We start from the raw sequence: 22,633 nt of genomic DNA, 5'->3' as shown, positions 1-22,633 counted from the left end.
GGAACCCCCAGCGACCGGGATCGGTCATTCCGACCGAATCAGTCGACGTGGCGCAATGCGCCCGTCTTCGCTCACTTCACCGATCCCGATGAAGCGACCATTGTGATCCTGTACCCGCACCATCCCGAAGCGCGGTGCATCGGGGGCTCTGACCGCCTGCCCGTGCAACCAGTAGTGCGCGCTGGCCTCGGAGAACTGCAACAGAGGCCAATCCTGCAAGCCGCTGTCCGATGGCATCAGGAAGCGATCCACCGCCTCGTTGCCGCCTTCGGCGTGTACCGCCTCGAGCTCTTCGAGGGTGACAGTCTGGGCCAGGCTGAATGGCCCGGCGTGGGTACGGCGCAGTTCCGCGACGTAGGCGCCACAGCCCAGCTGCTCGCCAATGTCTTCGACCAGCGTACGGATATAGGTGCCTTTAGTGCAGCCTACCGACAGTCTGGCGCGGGTCTGCTCGTGTTCGAGCAATTCCAGCCGACCAATAGTAACAGAACGCGCTTCCCGCTCCACTACTTCCCCTGCACGGGCGAGCTTGTACAGCGGCTGGCCATCACGCTTGAGCGCCGAGTACATAGGCGGGATCTGCATGATAGGGCCGCGAAACGCTGGCAGAGCAGCCTCGATATCGGCGCGACCGACGGTCACCTCACGAGTCTGCAGGACCTCACCCTCGGCATCCGCCGTGGTGGTGGTCTGCCCGAGTTGCATCACCGTCTCGTAGCCCTTGTCGGACTCGAGCAGGTACTGGGAAAACTTGGTAGCCTCGCCGAAGCACAACGGCAATACACCGGTGGCCAACGGGTCGAGGCTGCCGGTGTGCCCGGCCTTCTCGGCGTTCAGCAGCCAGCGGACTTTCTGCAGGGCGGCGTTAGAGGTGAATCCCAGCGGCTTGTCGAGCAGAATGATGCCGCTGACGTTGCGGCGAATACGTTTGACCTGAGCCACCGATTACTCCTTGGCGTCTGTTTCCGGACCGTCTTCGGGGTGAAGATTGTCCTCTGCCACGGCACGTTCGATCAGCGCCGACAGGTGGGCACCGCGCGAAACGCTTTCGTCGTAATGGAAGTGCAATTGCGGCACGCTGCGCAGCTTCATTTCCTTGGCCAACTGCATGCGCAGAAAGCCAGCGGCGGAGTTGAGCACCTTGATGCTCTGCTTGATGTCTTCGGCGCTGTCCTCGCCCATCACGGTGATGTACACCTTGGCGTGGCCCACGTCACGGCTGACGTCGACGGCAGTGATGGTGACCAGGCCCACGCGGGGATCCTTGACTTCACGACGAATCAATTGTGCCAGCTCGCGCTGCATCTGATCGCCGATCCGTTGGGTACGGCTGTATTCTTTTGCCATGTTTCACTACCTGTAACTAGAGCGGCAAACGCCCGGTCAGGCATAAAGCCGGACCGGGCGTTGCGTTCAGAACCGGGCGAAACATTCGCGCGGTTCCATGAGCTCGCGGATTAGAGCGTACGAGCCACTTGGACCTTCTCGTAGACTTCGATCTTGTCGCCCGGCTTGACGTCGTTGTAGCTCTTGACGCCGATACCGCACTCCATGCCAGCACGAACGTCGGAAGCATCGTCCTTGAAGCGACGCAGCGATTCCAGCTCGCCTTCGAAGATAACGATGTCTTCGCGCAGTACACGGATCGGACGGTTACGGTAAACCGTACCCTCGATGACCATGCAACCCGCGATCGCACCAAACTTCGGCGAACGGAACACGTCACGCACTTCGGCGACACCCAGGATGTTCTCGCGAACATCGCTGCCGAGCATGCCGGTCAGGGCTTTCTTGACGTCTTCAATGATGTCGTAGATCACGTTGTAATAACGCATATCCAGACCTTCCTGCTCGACGATCTTGCGCGCGCCGGCATCGGCACGCACGTTGAAGCCGAACACTACTGCATTGGAGGCCAGTGCCAGGTTGGCATCGGATTCGGTGATACCACCGACGCCGCCACCGACCACACGCACTTGCACTTCGTCGTTGCCCAGGCCGTTGAGCGCACCTTGCAGCGCTTCGAGCGAACCACGGACGTCGGATTTGAGGACGATGTTGAGCGTCTTCTTCTCTTCCTGACCCATGTTCTCGAAGATGTTTTCCAGCTTGCCGGCGTGAGCACGGGCCAGCTTGACTTCGCGGAACTTGCCTTGACGGAACAGCGCGACTTCACGGGCTTTCTTCTCGTCAGCCACAACGCTCATTTCGTCGCCAGCGTCCGGTGTACCGTCCAGGCCGAGGATCTCGACAGGGATGGATGGACCAGCTTCCTTGATCGACTTGCCGTTCTCGTCGAGCATGGCACGCACGCGGCCATAGTTCGAACCGACCAGGACCATGTCGCCCTGACGCAGGGTACCGTCCTGTACCAGCACGGTGGCCACTGGGCCACGGCCCTTGTCCAGACGGGACTCGACCACCACACCACGGCCAGGGGCCGAAGGGGTTGCGGTCAATTCCAGCACTTCGGCTTGCAGCAATACGGCTTCGAGCAGTTCGTCGACGCCAGTACCCGCTTTGGCCGAAACCGGTACGAATGGAGTGTCGCCACCCCACTCTTCGGAGGTCACGCCGTGCACCGACAGTTCGCTGCGGATGCGATCCAGGTCTGCACCTGGCTTGTCGATCTTGTTGACCGCCACGACCAACGGGACGCCAGCTGCCTTGGCATGCTGAACGGCTTCGATGGTTTGCGGCATCACGCCGTCGTCCGCTGCCACCACCAGGATGACGATGTCGGTCGCCTTGGCACCACGGGCACGCATAGCGGTAAACGCGGCGTGACCCGGGGTGTCCAGGAAGGTGACCATGCCACGGTCGGTTTCGACGTGGTAGGCACCGATGTGCTGGGTGATACCACCGGCTTCGCCAGCGGCAACCTTGGCACGACGGATGTAGTCGAGCAGCGACGTCTTACCATGGTCGACGTGACCCATGACGGTCACAACCGGCGCACGTGCAAAGGCTTCGCCTTCGAACTTCAACGATTCGGCCAGGGAGTCTTCCAGGGCGGTGTCACTGACCAGAGTCACTTTGTGGCCCAGTTCTTCAGCAACCAGTTGGGCAGTTTCCTGATCCAGTACCTGGTTGATGGTGGCTGGAGTACCCAGCTTGAACATGAACTTGATGACTTCGGCAGCCTTCACCGACATCTGTGCGGCCAGATCGCCGACCGAGATGGTCTCGCCGATCTGTACGTCACGCACGACAGGGCCGGTCGGGCTCTGGAAACCGTGAGCGTTGCGCTTTTTCAGCTTGCCCTTGCCACGGCCACCGCGACGGAAGCTGTCGCTTTCTTCTTCGGTGGTGCGCGGAGCGGCACGCGGAGTCGGCGCCTTCTCCTTGACGGTAGCGCGGTGCGGCTGGTTCTTGCGCTCGCCGGCACGGCGGTCGTCTTCACCTTTGGCCTTGTCCGGGCGACGTGGCGGTTCTTCACGCTTGCGCTCGCCAGCCGGGGCAGGCGCCGGGGCTTGTGCGACGAAAGCGTCGGAAGCCACAGGGGCCGGTGCAGGGGCCGGAGCTGCTGCAGGTGCCGGGGCTGCTGGAGCAACGGCGGCGCCTTGCGGCGCGTTCGTGGCTTCCTGAGGAGCCTTCGAGCGTGCTTCTGCCTCTGCCTTCTGGCGCACAGCGGCTTCGGCCGCACGGCGCTCTTCGAGCTCGCGCTTCTGCTCGGCCTGGATTTCTTCCGGGCTGCGCTGAACGAAAACTTTCTTCTTGCGTACTTCTACGCTGATGCTCTTGCTACCTGCTACACGCAGGGTGCTCGTGGTTTTGCGCTGCAAGGTAATCTTGCGCGGTTCTTCCACTTTTACCTTGTGGCTGCTTTTCAAATGAGCCAGCAGAGCCTGCTTCTCATTATCGGTCACAACTTGTCCGGCGTCGGTGTGCGGCAGACCTGCCTCACGCATCTGCTGTAACAGGCGCTCTACCGGTGCAGCGACCTCTTTGGCCAGTTCATTCACCGTGACTTGCGTCATGCACTTCTCTCCTCAGGCCGCGCCTACTTACTCGAACCAGTGGGCTCGGGCGGCCATGATCAACTTGCCGGCACGATCTTGGTCAATGCCGTCGATGTCGAGCAGATCGTCAATAGACTGCTCGGCCAGGTCTTCGCGGGTAATTACGCCGCGCACCGCCAGTTCCATCGCCAAATCCTTGTCCATACCCTCAAGCGAGAGCAGGTCTTCGGCCGGATGGGCGTCTGCCAGCTTTTCCTCTGTAGCGATGGCTTTGGTCAACAAACGATCCTTGGCACGAGCGCGAAGCTCGTTGACGATATCTTCGTCAAAGCCGTCGATGTTGAGCATTTCTTCCAACGGTACGTAGGCAATCTCTTCCAGGCTGGTGAAGCCTTCATCAACCAGCACCTGCGCCAGCTCTTCGTCGACTTCCAGCTCGTCGATGAAGTTGCGCAGGATGTCGCCGGTTTCTGCTTGCTGCTTGGCCTGGATGTCCGATTCGGTCATCACGTTCAGGGTCCAACCGGTCAGTTGGCTGGCCAGGCGGACGTTCTGTCCACCACGACCAATCGCTTGAGCCAGGTTGTCTGCGCCGACCGCGATGTCCATGGCATGGGCATCTTCATCAACGATGATGGCGGCCACTTCGGCAGGCGACATCGCGTTGATCACGAATTGCGCAGGGTTATCGTCCCAGAGAACGATGTCGACACGCTCGCCGCCCAGTTCACCCGAAACGGCCTGTACGCGGGAACCGCGCATACCGATGCAGGCGCCCTGAGGATCGATACGCTTGTCCTTGGAACGTACGGCGATCTTGGCTCGGGAGCCAGGATCACGAGACGCAGCCATGACTTCGATCAGCCCTTCGGCGATTTCCGGCACTTCGATGCGGAACAGTTCGATCAGCATTTCTGGCGCAGTACGCGACAGAATCAGCTGCGGACCGCGATTCTCGGTGCGGATTTCCTTGAGCAGTGCACGCAAGCGCACGCCCACCCGGAAAGTTTCCCGGGAAATAATGTCTTCACGGGCCAGCAACGCTTCCGCGTTGTTGCCCAGGTCGACGATGACATTGTCACGGGTGACCTTCTTGACGGTCCCGGAGATGATCTCGCCGAGACGCTCGCGATAGGCATCGACCACTTGAGCACGTTCGGCTTCGCGAACTTTCTGCACGATGACCTGTTTGGCGGTCTGGGCAGCGATACGGCCGAATTCGATCGAATCGATCTTTTCTTCGACTACTTCACCGACCTGAGCGCCAGGGTGCGAGATTTCCACCTTGCTTGGCCAGGTCTCGATGGCCGGATCGTCAAGATCAGCCTCCTCGACCACAGTCCAGCGACGGAACGTCTCATAGGCACCGGTGTGGCGGTTGATTTCCACACGCAGGTCAACTTCGTCTTCAAAACGCTTTTTGGTGGCCGTAGCCAGCGCTATTTCCAGCGCCTCAAAAATAACGCCCGCCGGTACGCCCTTTTCATTGGATACCGACTCAACAACCAGCAGTACTTCTTTGCTCATCGTACGCCTCGCCTTTCGCAAGCCATTTGGATCCGCGGGATCCGCGTCTCAGTCAAAACTGGGAATAATGTTGGCCTTGTCGACCATATCGATCGGCAACAGGAACTCGTGATCGTCTACCTGGACTACCACATCCTGTTCCTCCACCCCGCGGAGAAAACCCTGAAAGTTGCGTCGCCCTTCGAAGGGCGAACGCAGCTTGATCTTCACTTGTTCGCCGACAAATTGGGCAAACTGTTCAAGAGTGAACAGCGGGCGCTCCATGCCGGGAGAAGAAACTTCAAGGGTGTACTCGACGGAGATAGGATCTTCAACGTCCAGTACGCCGCTGATCTGGCGGCTGACGATTGCACAGTCATCCACCAGCACGCCGCCTTCCTTGTCGATATAGACACGCAACAAAGAATGGCGACCTTGAGCGGAAAATTCGATCCCCCAGCATTCATAGCCAAGGGCCACGACCACCGGGGCCAACAAGGCCTGCAACTGTTCTAGCTTGCTCGACACCTGAACCCCCTCGTGCATGTTCATGCATGCTAATGCAAATAAAAAATGGGCGAAGCGCCCATCCCGGATACGCCGTTGAATACCGACGCAAAGACTGTCCAGCCAACAAAAAGCCCCTAAAAAGGGGCTCTGCTAAAACTGGTTGCGGGAGCTGGATTTGAACCAACGACCTTCGGGTTATGAGCCCGACGAGCTACCAGACTGCTCCATCCCGCGACAAAGCTGGGGCGAAAGTATAAGACCGAACCCCTGTCGGGGTCAATCCAGCCTTTCACCGACAAGAAAGCCCGCATCTGCGGGCTCCCCTGATTAATTGGTACCGAGAAGGGGACTCGAACCCCTACACCCTATGGGCACAACCACCTCAAGGTTGCGTGTCTACCAATTCCACCACCTCGGCAATACAACTTTTACTACCCGTACAACCATGATGCCCTTGCGAGTATCACTTTTGCTCTTGAGCAGGAGGAACGTCAGATTTCACATCACTCTTTTGCTCTTGAAGCACCGGAACATCATCTGAAACCGGCTTTTGCTTTGGAACCACAACCGCTGGAACTTGAGGGAGACCTACTTGAGTCAGCTGGTGAGCTTTCTCTTTAGCAAAGTAACCTAACCCCAGGCTGGTTATGAAAAAACATGCAGCTAGTATAGCAGTAAACTTACTAAGAAAGGTAGAGGAACCTTGGCCTCCGAAGACAGTATTTGATGCACCTGCTCCGAACGACGCGCCAGCGTCCGCACCTTTGCCCTGCTGCAGCAAAACCAGAGCAACTACGCCCAGGGCACCCAGCAGATGAAAAACGACTACGACTGTTTCCAGCATTTTCTCAGTTTCCCGCGGCGCGAATGATCGCACCGAACTCATCTGCATTCAGGGAAGCTCCACCAATGAGCCCCCCATCGATATCCGGCATGCCGAACAGCTCAGCCGCATTGGCCGCCTTCACGCTGCCGCCGTATAGAAGTCGCGTATTACCCGCCACTTCAGAATTCTTTGCCGCCAGCTGCGCGCGGATGGCTGCATGCACATCCTGCGCTTGCTGCGGCGAGGCCGTGAGGCCCGTGCCGATGGCCCATACAGGCTCATAAGCGATGATCGCGTTGACGAAAGCGTCGATACCCAAGGCATCAATGACGCTATCGATCTGCCGACCGACTACTGCAAGGGTCTTGTCCGCCTCGCGCTCTTCCAGGGTTTCCCCTACACAGAGCACCGGAGTCAAGCCACTGGCCTGGGCTGCTGCAAACTTTCGCACCAGCAGCTCATCGGATTCGGCAAAGATCTGCCGACGCTCCGAGTGCCCTACCAGTACCAGCTTGCAACCGGCTTCCGCCAACTGCGCCGGCGAGATCTCGCCGGTCAACGCACCCTGCTCGGCTTGCTGGGCACTGTTCTGCCCACCAACCACAATCGACTGTCCTTGCAGGCCAGCGACGACGCGATCGATATACAACGCCGGCGGGAACACCGCCACGTCGACCGAACCCGGCAGAGACAGATTGCTCAGTCCCTTGATCAGCTCAGCGACGCTGTTGCCGGTACCGTGCATTTTCCAGTTACCTGCTACCATCGTGCGACGCATGCTGTACCTCGTCGGTCAAAGTGGGCGCAGATGTTACCCAACCAGATCACCACTGGCAAGCCGTATTCAGGCGCAAACTTCACTTACCAGTTTTGCCAGCTCGTCGGCGTAGCCACGAACCTGCTTTTCATCGTCGCCTTCGACCATGACACGCACCAGTGGCTCGGTGCCGGACTTGCGCAGCAGCACTCGACCACGACCGCCCATTGCAGCGGTCACGCGCTCACAGGCCTCCTTGACCGCAGGGTGCTCGCAAGGGTCGACATCCCCCCCGGCAAAACGCACATTGACCAACACCTGCGGGCACTTGCGCACCCCCTGACGGGCGTGAGCAAGGCTCTCGTCACGGCGCCTGAGCGCCAACAGCACCTGCAGCGCAGCGATGATCGCATCCCCGGTAGTGGTGTGCTGGCAGCACACCACATGGCCGGAGTTTTCGCCGCCCAACTGCCAGTCACGCTCCTTGAGCTCGGCCATCACGTAGCGATCGCCGACCTTGGCGCGCACAAACGGAATCGCCAGATCCTGCAACGCCAGTTCCAGGCCGAGATTGCTCATCAAGGTGCCGACCACGCCACCATTGAGACGGCCGCGCTCTTGCAAGTCGCGGGCGATGATGAACAGCAACTCGTCACCGTCGACGATAGCGCCCGTGTGATCGACCATAAGCACGCGATCGCCATCGCCGTCGAAGGCGATGCCCAGATCGGCGTGACCGATCAGTACAGCGGCCTGGAGGGCCTCCATGTGGGTCGAACCGCAATTGTCATTGATGTTCAGGCCATCAGGCGCTGCGGACAGCACGGTCACGTTCGCGCCGAGCTCGCGGAACACATTGGGGGCAACTTTGTAGGTGGCGCCATGGGCACAGTCAACCACAAGCTTGAGGCCGGCGAAGTCGGTGCTGCTGGGCACGCTGCTCTTGCAGAATTCGATGTAACGGCCCGCCGCGTCGTTGATCCGCGATACCTTGCCCAGCTTGCTGGACTCGGCCACGGTCATCGGTGCGTCCATCAACTCTTCGATCATCGATTCGATCTCGTCGGGCAGCTTGGTGCCCTGCCCCGAGAAAAACTTGATGCCGTTGTCGTCGTGCGGGTTATGCGAAGCGCTGATGACGATGCCCGCCTCGGCATGAAAGGTGCGCGTCAGATAGGCGATCGCCGGGGTCGGCATCGGCCCCAGCAGCATGACATCGGCACCCGCGGCAGAAAGACCGGCCTCCAGGGCGGATTCGAACATGTATCCGGAGATCCGCGTGTCCTTGCCCACCAGCACCCGGCAGGCGCCCATCTTGCGGAACGCCATGCCAGCCGCCCAGCCCAGTTTGAGCATGAAGTCGGGAGTGATCGGATACTCGCCAACACGCCCACGAATACCGTCGGTGCCAAAATACTTTCTGCTCATCAATTTCAATCCTGTCTTGTTCGGCAACGCCGTTCGGCGTTGTGCTCGGGCGCCTATTCGGCGGCTTCGACCGCTGCAATCATACGCACTACATCGACCGTTTCAGCCACGTCATGCACACGCAAGATGCGCGCACCCTTGAACATGGCCATGGCTGCCAAGGCCAGGCTGCCGCTCAGGCGCTGATCGACCGTGCGGTTCAAGGCGCGACCCACCATGCTCTTGCGCGAGACGCCGACCAGCAGCGGGCGTCCGAGGGCGTGCAGGGCTTCCATGTGACGGAACAGGCTCAAGTTGTGCTCATGGGTCTTGGCAAAGCCAAACCCCGGGTCCAGGACGATACGCTCGACCGGGATACCCGCCGCCACACAGGCCTGCATGCGCTCATCCAGGAAAGCACTGACCTCACCCACCAGGTCATCGTAATGAGGCGAGTCCTGCATGTCACCCGGTTCGCCGAGCATGTGCATCAGACACACGGGCAAGCCAGTGTCGGCTGCCGCTTGCAAGGCGCCAGGGCGACGCAGGGAGCGCACATCGTTGATCAAGCCGGCGCCCAGGCGCGCGGTTTCGCTGATGACCTGCGGCGTGGAGGTGTCGACCGAGATGATGACGTCCAGCTCCCGCGCGATGGCATCGACCACCGGCGCCACACGGTCAAGCTCCTCGGCGACGCCCACCACTTTCGCACCAGGGCGAGTTGACTCGCCACCGACATCGATCAGCGTCGCGCCGGCTTCGACCATCGCAACGGCATGCCGAATGGCCAAGTCGCGCTGAGCGAAGCGGCCACCATCGGAGAACGAATCGGGAGTTATATTGAGGATACCCATGACATGGGTACGGGACAAATCAAGAACCCGGTTGCCACAAGGCAACCGGGTCGGGTGTAGCGTGGATATCATGTCAAACCTTGGGGCCGGAGACCTTAGTGTTGAGCTGCTGGACCGCCGATCGGACTGGATGGCAGCTCACCCTCTTTAACAGGCGTACCCGCAGAACCCGAACCGCCACCGGACCAATCGCGCGGCTCGCGAGGGGTACGTCCAGCCATGATATCGTCGATCTGGTCAGCATCGATAGTCTCGTACTTCATCAGCGCATCGGCCATCGCATCCAATTGAGCACGCTTGTCCGTGAGGATTTGCTGCGCCGTGCTGTAGCAATTGTCGATGATCGAACGCACTTCGGAGTCGATCAGCTTCGCGGTTTCGCCCGACACGCTGGCGTTGCCCGAACCCCCACCGCCACGCAGGAACGGCTGATCGTCGTCCTCGGCATAGAGCAGCGGGCCGAGTTTTTCCGAGAGGCCCCACTTGGTCACCATGTTCCGCGCAATCTGACTGGCACGCATGATGTCGTTGGAGGCGCCAGTGGTAACACCGTCGAAGCCCAGGGTCATCTCTTCGGCGATACGGCCACCGTACAGCGAGCAGATCTGGCTGATCAGCGCACGCTTGGAGAGGCTGTAGCGATCCTCTTCAGGCAGGAACATGGTCACACCCAACGCCCGACCGCGGGGGATGATCGACACCTTGTAGACCGGATCATGCTCAGGCACGACGCGACCGACAATGGCGTGACCCGCCTCATGGTAAGCGGTGTTACGTTTTTCTTTCTCGGACATGACCATGGTCTTGCGCTCTGCGCCCATCATGATCTTGTCTTTGGCCAGCTCGAACTCTTTCATCTCGACGATACGCTTGCCGTTGCGGGCAGCGAACAGCGACGCCTCGTTGACCAGGTTGGCCAGATCGGCACCGGAGAAGCCTGGCGTCCCACGAGCGATCACACCCGGGTTGACGTCATCGCCCAGCGGCGCTTTTTTCATGTGCACTTTGAGAATCTGCTCGCGACCTCGGATGTCCGGCAAGCCGACCACCACCTGACGGTCGAAACGACCGGGGCGCAGCAGTGCTGGGTCAAGTACGTCCGGACGGTTGGTTGCAGCAATGACGATGATGCCGTCATTCATTTCAAAACCATCCATCTCGACCAGCAACTGGTTGAGGGTCTGTTCACGCTCGTCGTGACCGCCTCCCATGCCGCCGCCACGATGACGACCCACAGCATCGATCTCGTCGATGAAGATGATGCAGGGCGCGTGTTTTTTCGCTTGTTCGAACATGTCACGCACGCGGCTCGCACCGACACCCACGAACATCTCGACGAAGTCGGAACCGGAGATGGTGAAGAACGGCACCTTGGCTTCGCCAGCGATGGCCTTGGCCAGCAAGGTCTTGCCGGTACCCGGAGGACCGACCATCAATACGCCGCGCGGGATACGACCGCCGAGGCGCTGAAACTTGCCCGGGTCGCGCAGGAACTCGACCAGTTCGCCGACTTCCTCCTTGGCCTCGTCGCAACCGGCGACGTCACCCAAGGTGGTCTTGACCTGATCCTCGGAGAGTAGCCTCGCCTTGCTCTTGCCGAAACTCATCGGCCCGCCCTTGCCTCCCGCACCGCCTTGCATCTGGCGCATGAAGAACATGAACACGGCAATGATCACCAGGATCGGGAAGCTCGCCACCAGCAGTTGAGTCCAGATGCTCTGCTGCTCGGGCTGCTTGCCTTCGACCACCACGTGGTTGTCGACCAGATCACCGATCAGGCCGTTGTCGGCGATATTCGGACGGATGGTCTTGAAGTTGTCACCGTCGCTGCGCTTGCCGGTGATGACCGCGCCGTCCACGGTGATGCGCTCGACCTTGCCATCTTTGACTTGCTGAATGAAGTCGGAATAGTTGAGGGTCTGCGGCTCGTTAGGGCTGGAGAAGTTGTTCATGACCGTCACCAGGACGGCTGCAATGATCAACCACAGGATGAGGTTCTTTGCCATATCGTTCAATTCACTACCCTCTGAAGCAAGCCACCGGGGCAGACGTGCCTCGCATGATAATCATCGGCCTAACTTACACGACACTTTCATAGTCTGCAGACACAGTCTGTAACCCTTTGTAAAGCATTGACTACAATATTGGCCTATGTGCTGACCAATCGCCCCATTGAAAATATCAATCAATGCGGCTCAGCGCCCCTATTGTTGCTCGTTGCCACCGCGGAACCCGCGGCCCAGAAGGTATTGCTCGCGAGAGCGATCCCGGGAGGAGTCAGGTTTACGTACCTGAACCTTGTCAAACATCTGCCGAACGGTCTTGTGATAGACATCGATGCCTTCGCCCTGAAAAATCTTGATCAGGAAGTCGCCACCCGGCTTGAGCACCCGGCTTGCGAGGTCCAGCGCCAGTTCACAAAGGAACATGGCCTTGGGCATATCGACGGCCGGCATTCCACTCATATTGGGTGCCATGTCGGAAATAACAAGGTCTACCTGTGAATTACCTACCGCTTCGAGAATCTGCGCCAGCACGGCGTCCTCGGTGAAATCGCCCTGAATGAAGGTCACATCAGGGATGCTGTCCATTTCCAGGATGTCGGAAGCGATCAACCGACCCTGACCGCCGATCAGCCGGCTGGTGACCTGCGACCAGCCGCCCGGCGCGGCGCCGAGGTCGATCACACTCATGCCAGGACGGATGATCCGGTCTTTTTCCTGGATCTCCAGGAGCTTGTAGCTCGCACGGGAGCGGTAACCATCCTTCTGCGCCATCTTGACGTAAGGATCGTTGAAATGTTCTTTCAGCCAACCAAGACTGGTTTTGGAACGGGCCACTGGGCACCTCGATATTTCTGGCGTCGCGATTAACTGGGCGCGGAGATTGCCGCTCGGGTAAACTGGCCGCCGCTTTTTACAAGATCAGACAAGGGTCAGATTATGCCGCTCACTCAGGAGCAGAAGAAACAGTACAAATCCATCGGCCACCATCTGAAACCGGTTTTGATTGTGGCAGATAATGGATTGACTGAAGGTGTTTTAGCAGAGTTCGAACGCGCTGTGAGCGATCACGAGCTGATCAAGATCAAGCTCAACATCCTCGATCGCGAACAACGTCTGGCGACCATTGCACAGCTGTGCAAGACCGGCCGCGCCGATCTGGTGCAAGTCATCGGCAAAATGGCGTTGATCTACCGCAAGAATCCGCAGGTGAACAAACAGCTGTCGAACGTCCACCGGGCGCATTGATCGCTTAAAAAGCTTCGCGGGCAAGCCCTGCTCCCACCGTGTAGGAGCAAGGCTTGCCCGCGAAGGGTTCACCCCGTCAGATGTGCTTGACGCTGACGATCTCGTACTCGACGACGCCGCTCGGCGTTTTCACCGCCACCACGTCGCCCTCTTCCTTGGCAATCAAGGCGCGAGCAATGGGCGAACCCACGGAAATCTTGCCGAGTTTGAAGTCGGCTTCATCTTCCCCAACGATGTGATAGGTCACTGATTCGTCGGTTTCGACGTTGGCGATCTCCACCGTCGTGCCGAAAATCACCTTGCCGGTGGGCTCGATCGTGGTGACATCGATGATTACCGCATTCTGCATGCGGCCTTCGATATCCCGGATGCGCGCCTCGACCATACCCTGCTGCTCGCGGGCAGCGTGGTATTCGGCGTTTTCCTTCAGGTCCCCCAGCTCGCGCGCAGTACCGATGTCCTGGCTGAGCTTGGGGCGCACTACCTTGGTCAGGTGCGCGTGTTCTTCTTCCAGGGCGCGAGCACCCTGGACAGTCATGGGGTATTTGATCATGCCTTGAGCCCTGCATGCAGATCCTGCAAGCGGCGAACGGTCTTTTCCGGACCGAATTTCAGCGCTTCGCAGATAGCTTCGCCCGCAGCGATCGTAGTGGTGCAATAGATCTTGTGCTGCAGAGCGTTGCGACGGATGGAGTAGGAATCAGCGATCGACTGACGGCCTTCGGTGGTGTTGATGATCAAGGTGACTTCGTCGTTCTTGATCATGTCGACCACGTGCGGGCGACCTTCGGTGACTTTGTTCACACGGCGCACTTTGAGGCCGGCTTCCTCGATCACGCGGGCAGTGCCAGCGGTCGCGACCACTTCGAAGCCCAGGGCGATCAAGTCGCGAGCGACGCCAGCCACGAGTGGCTTGTCGTCGTCACGCACGCTGATGAACGCGGTGCCGCCGGTCGGCAGCACTTCGCTGGCGCCCATCTGGGCCTTGGCGAAGGCTTCGCCGAAGGTGTCACCGACACCCATGACTTCACCGGTGGATTTCATCTCTGGGCCGAGGATCGGATCGACGCCCGGGAACTTGGCGAACGGGAACACCGCTTCCTTGACGCTATAGAAGTTAGGAATGATTTCCTTGGTGAAGCCGATTTCCTTCAGCGTTTTGCCCGCCATGACCCGCGCCGCGATCATCGCCAGCGAGGTGCCGATGCACTTGGACACGAACGGCACGGTACGGGAGGCGCGCGGGTTGACTTCGATCACGTAGATCTTGTCGCCCTGCAGGGCCAGCTGCACGTTCATCAGACCGATGACGCCCAGCTCCAGGGCCATCTTCTTGACCTGATCGCGCACTTCGTCCTGCACGTGGGCAGGCAGCGAGTACGGCGGCAGCGAACACGCGGAGTCACCGGAGTGAACGCCAGCCTGTTCGATGTGCTGCATGATCGCGCCGATGACCACGTCGGTGCCGTCGCACACCGCATCCACGTCCATTTCGATGGCGCAGTTGAGGAAGTGGTCGAGCAGCACCGGGCTGTCGTTCGACACCTGTACAGCGTCACGCAGGTAGCGCTTGAGTTCGTCCAGTTCGTAGACGATCTCCATGGCGCGGCCGCCCAGGACGTAGGACGGACGCACTACCAGCGGGTAGCCGATCACGCCGGCGGCGCGGATGGCTTCTTCTTCGCTGCGCACGGTGGCGTTCGGCGGCTGCAGCAGGTTCAGGCGCTGCACCATTTGCTGAAAGCGCTCGCGGTCTTCAGCACGGTCGATGGAGTCAGGGCTGGTGCCGATGATCGGTACGCCGGCTTCTTCCAGGGCGCGAGCCAGTTTCAGCGGGGTCTGGCCGCCGTACTGGACGATCACGCCTTTGGGCTTCTCGACCCGCACGATTTCGAGCACGTCTTCAAGCGTCAACGGCTCGAAGTACAGGCGATCCGAGGTGTCGTAGTCGGTGGAGACGGTTTCCGGGTTGCAGTTGACCATGATGGTCTCGTACCCGTCTTCACGCAGCGCCAGGGCCGCGTGCACGCAGCAGTAGTCGAACTCGATGCCTTGGCCGATACGGTTCGGACCGCCACCAAGGATCATGATCTTGTCGCGGGTCGACGGGTTGGCCTCGCACTCTTCCTCGTACGTGGAGTACAGGTAGGCAGTGTCGGTGGCGAACTCGGCGGCGCAGGTATCGACGCGCTTGTAGACCGGGAAAATCTCCAGCTTGTGGCGATGACGGCGCAGGTTCTTGTCGGTAATGCCCAGCAGCTTGGCCAGGCGCTGGTCGCTGAAGCCTTTGCGCTTGAGGCGCAGCATCAGGTCCTTGTCGATATCGGCCAGACCCAGGGTCTTGACCTTTTCTTCGTCCTTGATCAGGTCTTCGATCTGTACCAGGAACCAGTGGTCGATCATGGTCAGCTTGAAGATTTCGTCGCAGGTCATGCCGGCGCGGAAGGCATCGGCCACGTACCAGATACGCTCGGCACCCGGCACGGTCAGCTCGCGCTTGAGGATGCTGTGGAATTCCGGGTTGCTCGGCTCGACTTTCGGATCAAGGCCGCACACGCCCACTTCCAGGCCGCGCAGGGCTTTCTGCAGGGACTCCTGGAAGGTCCGGCCGATGGCCATGACTTCACCCACGGATTTCATCTGAGTGGTCAGGCGGGCATCGGCTTTCGGGAATTTCTCGAATGCGAAGCGTGGCAGCTTGGTGACCACGTAGTCGATGGACGGCTCGAAGGACGCCGGGGTCTTGCCGCCGGTGATGTCGTTCTGCAGTTCGTCGAGGGTGTAACCGACCGCCAGCTTGGCCGCGACCTTGGCAATCGGGAAGCCGGTCGCCTTGGACGCCAGCGCCGAGGAACGCGATACCCGCGGGTTCATCTCGATCACGACCATGCGGCCAGTATCCGGGCAGATACCAAACTGCACGTTGGAACCACCGGTTTCGACGCCGATCTCGCGCAGTACCGCCAGCGAGGCATTGCGCAGGATCTGGTATTCCTTGTCGGTCAGGGTCTGTGCCGGGGCAACGGTGATCGAGTCACCGGTGTGGACGCCCATCGGGTCGAAGTTCTCGATCGAGCAGACGATGATGCAGTTGTCCTTTGTGTCGCGGACCACTTCCATCTCGTACTCTTTCCAGCCGATCAGCGATTCGTCGATCAGCAGTTCCTTGGTCGGCGACAGGTCCAGACCACGGGCGCAGATTTCTTCGAACTCTTCACGGTTGTAAGCGATACCGCCACCGGTGCCGCCCATGGTGAAGGACGGACGGATGATGCACGGGAAGCCCAGCGTCTCGAGGACTGCGTTGGCTTCTTCCATGGTGTGGGCGATACCGGAGCGCGGGCAGGCCAGGCCGATGGACTTCATGGCCTTGTCGAAACGCGAGCGGTCTTCGGCCTTGTCGATGGTGTCGGCGTTGGCTCCGATCATTTCGACGCCGAATTTTTCCAGGACGCCTTCGCGCTCCAAGTCCAGGGCGCAGTTGAGTGCGGTCTGGCCACCCATGGTCGGCAGCAGGGCGTCAGGGCGCTCGGCCTCGATGATCTTGGCCACAGTCTGCCACTTGATCGGCTCGATGTACGTGGCATCGGCCATGTCTGGGTCGGTCATGATGGTGGCTGGGTTGGAGTTCACCAGGATGACGCGGTAACCCTCCTCGCGCAGGGCTTTGCAGGCCTGGGCGCCGGAGTAGTCGAATTCACAGGCCTGACCGATGACGATAGGGCCGGCACCGAGAATCAGGATGCTTTTTATGTCTGTACGTTTTGGCATGGGTTGTCACTCAAGTCCGCAATTCAGTCGGCGATCCCGGGGGATGGCCGGCTTGACATCATTCGTTGGCGTGGGTGGCTACCACCGTCGCCGGGGCTGCCACTCGTACGCGCGTGGGCTTTTCGAATCCAGGCCTTAGCGACGCTTGGCCATGGCATCGACGAAGCGGTCGAACAACGGCGCCACATCGTTAGGGCCCGGGCTCGCTTCAGGGTGACCCTGGAAGCTGAAGGCGCTCTTGTCGGTCAGCTCGATACCCTGCAGGGTACCGTCGAACAGCGACTTGTGGATGGCGCGCACGTTACTCGGCAGGGTGGCCTCATCGACCGCAAAACCGTGGTTCTGGCTGGTGATCATGACCACGCCGGTATCCAGGTCCTGGACCGGGTGGTTGGCACCGTGGTGCCCGTGACCCATCTTGACGGTCTTGGCGCCAGCGGCCAGGGCCAGCAGTTGGTGGCCCAGGCAGATACCGAACACCGGAATGTCGGTTTCGAGCACTTCCTTGATCGCCTTGATAGCGTAGTCGCAAGGCTCGGGATCGCCCGGACCGTTGGACAGGAACACGCCATCCGGGTTGAGTGCCAGTACGTCGCTGGCCGGGGTTTGCGCTGGCACCACGGTGACGCGGCAACCGCGCTCGACCAGCATGCGCAGGATGTTGACCTTGACGCCGTAGTCGAACGCGACCACGTGGTAAGGCAGCTCGCTGGCCGGGATCTCGGCGTGCTCGTTGGTAGCCAGATCCCAGACCGTGGAACGCCACTCGTAGCTTTCCTTGACGCTGACGACCTTGGCCAGGTCCATGCCCTTGAGGCCCGGGAAGCCGCGTGCGGCAGCGATAGCGGCTTCTTCGCTGATGTTGTCGCCGGCCATGATGCAGCCGTTCTGAGCGCCTTTCTCACGCAGGATGCGGGTCAGGCGGCGGGTGTCGATACCGGCGATGGCCACCACATTGTTGGCCTTCAGGTAGTCCGACAGCGACATCGTGTTGCGCCAGTTGCTGGCAACCAGCGGCAGATCACGGATGACCAGGCCGGCGGACCAGACACGGTCGGACTCGGCGTCGCCCGGATTGGTCCCGGTGTTGCCGATGTGCGGGTAAGTCAGGGTAACGATCTGCTGGGCATAGGAAGGATCGGTAAGGATTTCCTGATAGCCTGTCATTGCGGTGTTGAACACCACCTCGCCAACGGTCTGACCGTCGGCTCCAATGGCGTCACCGCGAAAAATGCTGCCATCAGCAAGGGCGAGTATGGCTGGCGTAGTCAAGAAGACCTCCCGTAAATAAAGCCTGAAAGGGCGATCGCAGGTTGCAAAAAAGCGGAATGACGTATAGACACGTCACCCCGCTTTCTCGTCGAAATTATCTGCGCGCTTTTAGTGGACACACTAAAGCTGTAGCTTACAGAAAAAGGCTTTTTTGGTCCACCGCTATTGCGCCTGATTGCGCGGAGAATGCGACACAGGGGGTCGCAGCGGTGTTTCTGGGGGGCTTCGCGAGCTGAACTCGCTCCCACGAGGAAGGTATTACCCTGTGGAAGCGGACTCTGCCCGCGAAACTAGCGGGATCAATGCAGATCCAGCACATCCTGCATATCATACAGACCCGGCGCCTTGCCATCCAGCCACAGCGCTGCACGAACGGCACCCTTGGCGAAGGTCATGCGGCTCGACGCCTTGTGAGTGATCTCGACGCGCTCGCCTTCAGCGGCGAACAGCACCGTATGATCGCCCACCACATCCCCACCGCGCACAGTGGCGAAGCCGATGGTTTCGCGCTCGCGGGCACCGGTATGACCTTGACGGCCATACACCGCGACCTTGCTCAGATCACGATCCAGCGCCTTGGCGATCACCTCGCCCATGCTCACCGCCGTACCTGACGGGGCATCGACCTTGTGGCGGTGATGCGCCTCGATGATCTCGATATCAGCCTCTTCACCCATCACCCGCGCAGCCATCTCCAGCAGCTTGAACGACAGGTTCACGCCGACGCTGAAGTTGGAAGCGAAGACGATCGGGATGTCCTTGCCCGCCTCGACCAAGTGCCGCTTCTGCTCCGCCGAGAGCCCCGTGGTACCGATGACCATGGCCTTGCCGGCCTTGCGGCAGAACGCCAGGTTGTTGAGCATCACATCCGGCAGGGTGAAGTCGATCAACACATCGAATTCATCGACCACCGGCGCCAGGCTGCCGACCAATTGCACGCCGATACGCCCCAGGGAAGCCAGTTCACCAGCGTCGGCACCCAGCAACGTACTGCCCGGACGCACGATGGCGGCGGTCAGCCCCGTCAGCGGTGCACGCTGCTGCACTGCCTCGATGAGATTCTTGCCCATGCGCCCGGCGGCGCCCATTACCGCTATACGTCGCATACCCGTATTCCTTTGAAAGCTTCACGGGCAGAGCCCGCTCGCACACATCTGTGGGAGCAGGCCCTGCCCGCGAAGAGGCCCTCAGCCTATGGATCGATTACAGATCGCCGAAGAAGCGCTTCACGCCTTCGAACCAGCCATTGGCCTTGGGCGAATGGGAGGTGTCGCCCTCAAGCGAAGCACGGAACTCTTCCAGCAGCTCGCGCTGACGACGACCCAGATTGACCGGCGTCTCGACCGCTACGCGGCACATCAGGTCGCCCGCGCCGCCACCGCGCACCGGAGCAACGCCCTTGCCGCGCAGACGGAACTGCTTGCCGGTCTGAGTCCCTTCGGGGATCTTCAACTTGATGCGGCCATCCAGCGTCGGCACTTCGAGCTCGGCGCCCAGCGCTGCATCGGTGATGCTGATAGGCACTTCACAGAACAGATGCTTGCCGTCGCGCTGGAAGATCGCATGCTCGCGCACGCTGATCACCACATACAGGTCGCCCGTCGGACCACCCTGCGCGCCCGCCTCGCCTTCGCCGGACAGACGAATGCGATCACCGGTATCGACACCTGGCGGCACTTTGACGGAAAGCGTCTTGGATTCTTCGACGCGACCCGCACCGTGGCACGAATCGCACGGATCGGAAATGATCTTGCCCTGACCGTGGCAACGCGGGCAGGTCTGCTGCACCGAGAAGAAGCCCTGCTGCATGCGCACCTGGCCGATACCGGCACAGGTCGGGCAGGTGATCGGCGCCGAGCCTTTCTTGGCGCCGCTGCCGTCGCACGGCTTGCAGTTGACCAACGTCGGCACACGGATATTGACCGTCGTACCGCGCACGGCTTCTTCAAGGTCGAGCTCGAGGGTGTAACGCAGATCGCTGCCGCGCTGAGCGCCACCACGACCGCCGCGACCCTGGCCACCACCGAAGAAATCGCTGAAGACATCACCAAAGATGTCAGAGAAATTCTGCCCGCCAAAACCGGGACCGCCGCCGCCACCCATCTGCGGGTCGACGCCGGCATGACCGTACTGGTCGTAGGCAGCACGCTTGCTGGCATCGGAGAGTACTTCGTAGGCCTCGTTGGCCTCCTTGAATTTCTCTTCCGACTCTTTGTCATCCGGATTACGGTCCGGGTGATGCTTCATTGCAAGGCGGCGATAGGCCTTTTTCAGGTCTGCCTCGCTGGAGCCTCGCTCCACCCCCAGCACTTCGTAATAGTCACGCTTAGCCATAAGTCTTTGCACTCTTTTTGAGAGCCAGCACGCAAGAGCGCAGCAGGCCGTGCGGCCAACATCCGATCATGTCGCATGCTGTAAAAAATTCGTGGATTCCAGACACGCCAACGCGGGAGCAAGCCCCCGCGCGGCGACATCCTACCAGCGACTGCACAAGCACAGTCAACTGGCCGACCAACAAGCGTACTGCTTACTTGTGGTCTTTGACTTCTTCGAACTCAGCGTCGACGACGTCATCGGGCTTCTCGGCTTTATCGCCGGCAGGCTGTGCACCGCCTTGAGGCTGTTCGGCCTGGTCAGCGTACATTTTCTGCGCCACGGGTGCGGAGACCTTGGACAGCTCTTCGACCTTGGCTTCGATGGCAGCCTTGTCGTCACCCTTGACGGCGACTTCCAGTGCAACCAATGCAGACTCGATAGCGGTCTTCTCTTCAGCGGTGACCTTGTCACCAGCATCGGCGATCATCTTGCGAGTCGAGTGCACCAGTGCATCACCCTGGTTACGGGCAGCGGCCAGCTCTTCGAACTTGCGGTCCTCTTCCGAGTTGGCTTCGGCGTCACGGATCATCTGTTGAATTTCTTCGTCAGACAGACCGGAGTTGGCCTTGATCACGATCGACTGAGTCTTGCCAGTGGCCTTGTCCTTGGCACCTACGTGCAGGATGCCGTTGGCGTCGATGTCGAAGGTCACTTCGATTTGCGGCACGCCACGTGGAGCCGGTGGAATCTCGGCCAGGTCGAACTTGCCCAAGGACTTGTTCTGACCGGCTTGCTTGCGCTCACCTTGCAGCACGTGAATGGTCACGGCGCTCTGGTTGTCATCGGCCGTCGAGAACACTTGCGACTTCTTGGTAGGAATCGTGGTGTTTTTCTCGATCAGCGCGGTCATCACGCCGCCCATGGTTTCGATACCCAGAGTCAGCGGGCTGACGTCCAGCAGCAGCACGTCTTTGACGTCGCCGGCCAATACGGCGCCCTGGATGGCAGCACCCATGGCGACGGCTTCGTCGGGGTTGACGTCTTTACGGGCTTCTTTACCAAAGAAGTCAGTGACCAGTTTTTGTACCAGCGGCATGCGAGTCTGACCGCCGACCAGGATCACGTCGTTGATCGAGCCAACGTCGATACCGGCATCTTTCAATGCGATACGGCAAGGCTCGATGGTGCGCTGAACCAGGTCTTCAACCAGAGCTTCCAGCTTGGAGCGGGAGATCTTCACGTTCAAGTGCTTTGGACCGGTGGCATCTGCAGTGATGTACGGCAGGTTGACGTCGGTCGACTGGCTCGAGGACAGCTCGATCTTGGCTTTTTCAGCGGCTTCTTTAAGACGCTGCATGGCCAGCGGGTCACCTTTGAGGTTCATGCCGCTTTCTTTCTTGAACTCGTCGACGAGGTAGTCGATCAGGCGGATGTCGAAGTCTTCACCCCCCAGGAACGTGTCGCCGTTGGTGGCCAACACTTCGAACTGGTGCTCGCCATCGACTTCAGCGATTTCGATGACCGACACGTCGAAGGTACCGCCACCCAGGTCATAAACGATGACAGTGTGGTCACCCTTGGCCTTGTCCATACCGTAGGCCAGTGCGGCAGCGGTAGGCTCGTTGATGATGCGCTTGACGTCCAGACCAGCGATACGGCCGGCGTCTTTGGTGGCCTGGCGCTGGCTGTCGTTGAAGTAGGCCGGTACGGTGATGACCGCTTCGGTGACGGCTTCACCGAGGTAGTCTTCGGCGGTCTTCTTCATCTTCTTGAGGATTTCAGCCGAGATCTGTGGCGGTGCCATTTTCTGGCCGTTCACTTCAACCCAGGCATCGCCGGTGCTGTCAGCCTTGACGATCTTGTAAGGGACCATCTGGATGTCTTTCTGTACGACTTCTTCGTCGAAACGACGGCCGATCAGACGCTTCACCGCGTACAGCGTGTTGTGCGGGTTAGTGACTGCCTGACGCTTGGCGGACTGGCCGACCAGGATTTCGCCGTCGTTGGCGTAAGCGATGATCGACGGGGTAGTGCGAGCGCCTTCAGCGTTCTCGATCACTTTGACCTTGCCGTTTTCCAGAATCGAGACGCAGGAGTTGGTGGTCCCCAGGTCGATACCGATAATCTTGCCCATGTCTTTACTCTCCGAACTTGCTTGATTTGGTTGCCCCAGAGGTTGTGGCCATCTGCGGTAGCACTTA

At 60.0% G+C, this 22,633-nt stretch carries 18 protein-coding genes and 2 tRNA genes; 1 reads left to right on the top strand and 19 read right to left on the bottom strand.

The window, feature by feature from the left end; all coding sequences use genetic code 11:
* Nucleotides 1–24: 24 nt before the first annotated feature.
* From truB to rlmE, 13 genes are all read right to left on the bottom strand, one after another.
* Entirely contained in the window at nucleotides 25–942 is a 918-nt protein-coding gene (gene truB, locus REH34_RS20055; protein ID WP_226507085.1) for a tRNA pseudouridine(55) synthase TruB, read from the bottom strand.
* 3 nt (nucleotides 943–945) lie between these two features.
* Nucleotides 946–1,347, bottom strand: a complete 402-nt coding sequence (gene rbfA / locus REH34_RS20050) for a 30S ribosome-binding factor RbfA (protein WP_226507086.1) — start codon at nucleotides 1,345–1,347, stop codon at nucleotides 946–948.
* A gap of 110 nt (nucleotides 1,348–1,457) precedes the next feature.
* The gene (infB, locus tag REH34_RS20045) at nucleotides 1,458–3,980 is read right to left on the bottom strand and encodes a translation initiation factor IF-2 (protein ID WP_311968947.1); all 2,523 of its coding nucleotides are present in this window, start codon (nucleotides 3,978–3,980) and stop codon (nucleotides 1,458–1,460) included.
* Between the two features lie 27 nt (nucleotides 3,981–4,007).
* Nucleotides 4,008–5,489, bottom strand: a complete 1,482-nt coding sequence (gene nusA, locus REH34_RS20040) for a transcription termination factor NusA (protein WP_226507088.1) — start codon at nucleotides 5,487–5,489, stop codon at nucleotides 4,008–4,010.
* A 48-nt stretch (nucleotides 5,490–5,537) separates the two neighbouring features.
* Nucleotides 5,538–5,996: a ribosome maturation factor RimP gene (rimP, locus tag REH34_RS20035; RefSeq protein WP_226507174.1), complete on the bottom strand. Its 459-nt coding sequence runs from the start codon at nucleotides 5,994–5,996 to the stop codon at nucleotides 5,538–5,540.
* A 139-nt stretch (nucleotides 5,997–6,135) separates the two neighbouring features.
* A tRNA-Met gene (locus tag REH34_RS20030) sits at nucleotides 6,136–6,212 on the bottom strand.
* A gap of 98 nt (nucleotides 6,213–6,310) precedes the next feature.
* Nucleotides 6,311–6,396 (bottom strand) — tRNA-Leu (locus REH34_RS20025).
* A gap of 45 nt (nucleotides 6,397–6,441) precedes the next feature.
* On the bottom strand, nucleotides 6,442–6,822 hold the full coding sequence (secG, locus tag REH34_RS20020; RefSeq protein ID WP_226507089.1) for a preprotein translocase subunit SecG: 381 nt from the start codon (nucleotides 6,820–6,822) through the stop codon (nucleotides 6,442–6,444).
* A gap of 4 nt (nucleotides 6,823–6,826) precedes the next feature.
* Nucleotides 6,827–7,582: a triose-phosphate isomerase gene (gene tpiA / locus REH34_RS20015; protein WP_226507090.1), complete on the bottom strand. Its 756-nt coding sequence runs from the start codon at nucleotides 7,580–7,582 to the stop codon at nucleotides 6,827–6,829.
* Between the two features lie 66 nt (nucleotides 7,583–7,648).
* Nucleotides 7,649–8,989 (bottom strand): phosphoglucosamine mutase, encoded by a 1,341-nt coding sequence (gene glmM, locus REH34_RS20010; protein ID WP_226507091.1) that lies wholly within the window; start codon nucleotides 8,987–8,989, stop codon nucleotides 7,649–7,651.
* 53 nt (nucleotides 8,990–9,042) lie between these two features.
* On the bottom strand, nucleotides 9,043–9,894 hold the full coding sequence (gene folP / locus REH34_RS20005) for a dihydropteroate synthase (protein ID WP_311968946.1): 852 nt from the start codon (nucleotides 9,892–9,894) through the stop codon (nucleotides 9,043–9,045).
* Nucleotides 9,895–9,917: 23 nt separating this feature from the next.
* Nucleotides 9,918–11,828, bottom strand: coding sequence for an ATP-dependent zinc metalloprotease FtsH (gene ftsH / locus REH34_RS20000; RefSeq protein ID WP_226507093.1), 1,911 nt, complete (start codon nucleotides 11,826–11,828; stop codon nucleotides 9,918–9,920).
* A 198-nt stretch (nucleotides 11,829–12,026) separates the two neighbouring features.
* Complete coding sequence (rlmE, locus tag REH34_RS19995) at nucleotides 12,027–12,662, bottom strand: 23S rRNA (uridine(2552)-2'-O)-methyltransferase RlmE (protein WP_226507094.1); 636 nt, start codon at nucleotides 12,660–12,662, stop codon at nucleotides 12,027–12,029.
* A 102-nt stretch (nucleotides 12,663–12,764) separates the two neighbouring features.
* Here rlmE and REH34_RS19990 point away from each other — a divergent pair, with 102 nt between their 5' ends.
* Nucleotides 12,765–13,073, top strand: coding sequence for a YhbY family RNA-binding protein (locus REH34_RS19990; RefSeq protein ID WP_226507095.1), 309 nt, complete (start codon nucleotides 12,765–12,767; stop codon nucleotides 13,071–13,073).
* 76 nt (nucleotides 13,074–13,149) lie between these two features.
* On the opposite strand, the gene greA is transcribed toward REH34_RS19990, so the two are convergent.
* The 6 genes from greA to dnaK all read right to left on the bottom strand — a co-directional run bounded on the left by greA (nucleotide 13,150) and on the right by dnaK (nucleotide 22,566).
* On the bottom strand, nucleotides 13,150–13,626 hold the full coding sequence (greA, locus tag REH34_RS19985) for a transcription elongation factor GreA (protein WP_226507096.1): 477 nt from the start codon (nucleotides 13,624–13,626) through the stop codon (nucleotides 13,150–13,152).
* Entirely contained in the window at nucleotides 13,623–16,844 is a 3,222-nt protein-coding gene (carB, locus tag REH34_RS19980; protein ID WP_311968945.1) for a carbamoyl-phosphate synthase large subunit, read from the bottom strand. The genes greA and carB overlap by 4 nt, the downstream gene beginning before the upstream one ends.
* A gap of 135 nt (nucleotides 16,845–16,979) precedes the next feature.
* On the bottom strand, nucleotides 16,980–18,116 hold the full coding sequence (gene carA / locus REH34_RS19975; protein WP_226507098.1) for a glutamine-hydrolyzing carbamoyl-phosphate synthase small subunit: 1,137 nt from the start codon (nucleotides 18,114–18,116) through the stop codon (nucleotides 16,980–16,982).
* 299 nt (nucleotides 18,117–18,415) lie between these two features.
* Nucleotides 18,416–19,222 carry a 4-hydroxy-tetrahydrodipicolinate reductase gene (dapB, locus tag REH34_RS19970; protein WP_226507099.1) on the bottom strand — a complete coding sequence of 269 codons (807 nt, stop codon included), beginning with the start codon at nucleotides 19,220–19,222 and terminating at the stop codon, nucleotides 18,416–18,418.
* Nucleotides 19,223–19,319: 97 nt separating this feature from the next.
* Nucleotides 19,320–20,450: a molecular chaperone DnaJ gene (dnaJ, locus tag REH34_RS19965; RefSeq protein WP_226507100.1), complete on the bottom strand. Its 1,131-nt coding sequence runs from the start codon at nucleotides 20,448–20,450 to the stop codon at nucleotides 19,320–19,322.
* Nucleotides 20,451–20,643: 193 nt separating this feature from the next.
* Nucleotides 20,644–22,566, bottom strand: coding sequence for a molecular chaperone DnaK (gene dnaK / locus REH34_RS19960; RefSeq protein ID WP_311968944.1), 1,923 nt, complete (start codon nucleotides 22,564–22,566; stop codon nucleotides 20,644–20,646).
* Nucleotides 22,567–22,633: the final 67 nt, after the last annotated feature.

The organism is Pseudomonas baltica (genome assembly GCF_031880315.1).
Classification (GTDB): Bacteria; Pseudomonadota; Gammaproteobacteria; order Pseudomonadales; family Pseudomonadaceae; genus Aquipseudomonas.
The sequence above is the reverse complement of the archived record's forward strand: the minus strand, read 5'-3'. Positions and strand labels throughout refer to the sequence as shown.

What these genes read in the sequence shown, in the direction of transcription:
- secG (WP_226507089.1), bottom strand. Translation starts at nt 6,822, where the DNA reads ATGCTGGAAACAGTCGTAGTCGTTTTTCATCTGCTGGGTGCCCTGGGC.
- dnaJ (WP_226507100.1), bottom strand. Translation starts at nt 20,450, where the DNA reads ATGGCTAAGCGTGACTATTACGAAGTGCTGGGGGTGGAGCGAGGCTCC.
- REH34_RS19990 (WP_226507095.1), top strand. Translation starts at nt 12,765, where the DNA reads ATGCCGCTCACTCAGGAGCAGAAGAAACAGTACAAATCCATCGGCCAC.
- ftsH (WP_226507093.1), bottom strand. Translation starts at nt 11,828, where the DNA reads ATGGCAAAGAACCTCATCCTGTGGTTGATCATTGCAGCCGTCCTGGTG.
- greA (WP_226507096.1), bottom strand. Translation starts at nt 13,626, where the DNA reads ATGATCAAATACCCCATGACTGTCCAGGGTGCTCGCGCCCTGGAAGAA.
- carB (WP_311968945.1), bottom strand. Translation starts at nt 16,844, where the DNA reads ATGCCAAAACGTACAGACATAAAAAGCATCCTGATTCTCGGTGCCGGC.
- glmM (WP_226507091.1), bottom strand. Translation starts at nt 8,989, where the DNA reads ATGAGCAGAAAGTATTTTGGCACCGACGGTATTCGTGGGCGTGTTGGC.
- dapB (WP_226507099.1), bottom strand. Translation starts at nt 19,222, where the DNA reads ATGCGACGTATAGCGGTAATGGGCGCCGCCGGGCGCATGGGCAAGAAT.
- rbfA (WP_226507086.1), bottom strand. Translation starts at nt 1,347, where the DNA reads ATGGCAAAAGAATACAGCCGTACCCAACGGATCGGCGATCAGATGCAG.
- nusA (WP_226507088.1), bottom strand. Translation starts at nt 5,489, where the DNA reads ATGAGCAAAGAAGTACTGCTGGTTGTTGAGTCGGTATCCAATGAAAAG.
- tpiA (WP_226507090.1), bottom strand. Translation starts at nt 7,582, where the DNA reads ATGCGTCGCACGATGGTAGCAGGTAACTGGAAAATGCACGGTACCGGC.
- dnaK (WP_311968944.1), bottom strand. Translation starts at nt 22,566, where the DNA reads ATGGGCAAGATTATCGGTATCGACCTGGGGACCACCAACTCCTGCGTC.
- infB (WP_311968947.1), bottom strand. Translation starts at nt 3,980, where the DNA reads ATGACGCAAGTCACGGTGAATGAACTGGCCAAAGAGGTCGCTGCACCG.
- folP (WP_311968946.1), bottom strand. Translation starts at nt 9,894, where the DNA reads ATGATATCCACGCTACACCCGACCCGGTTGCCTTGTGGCAACCGGGTT.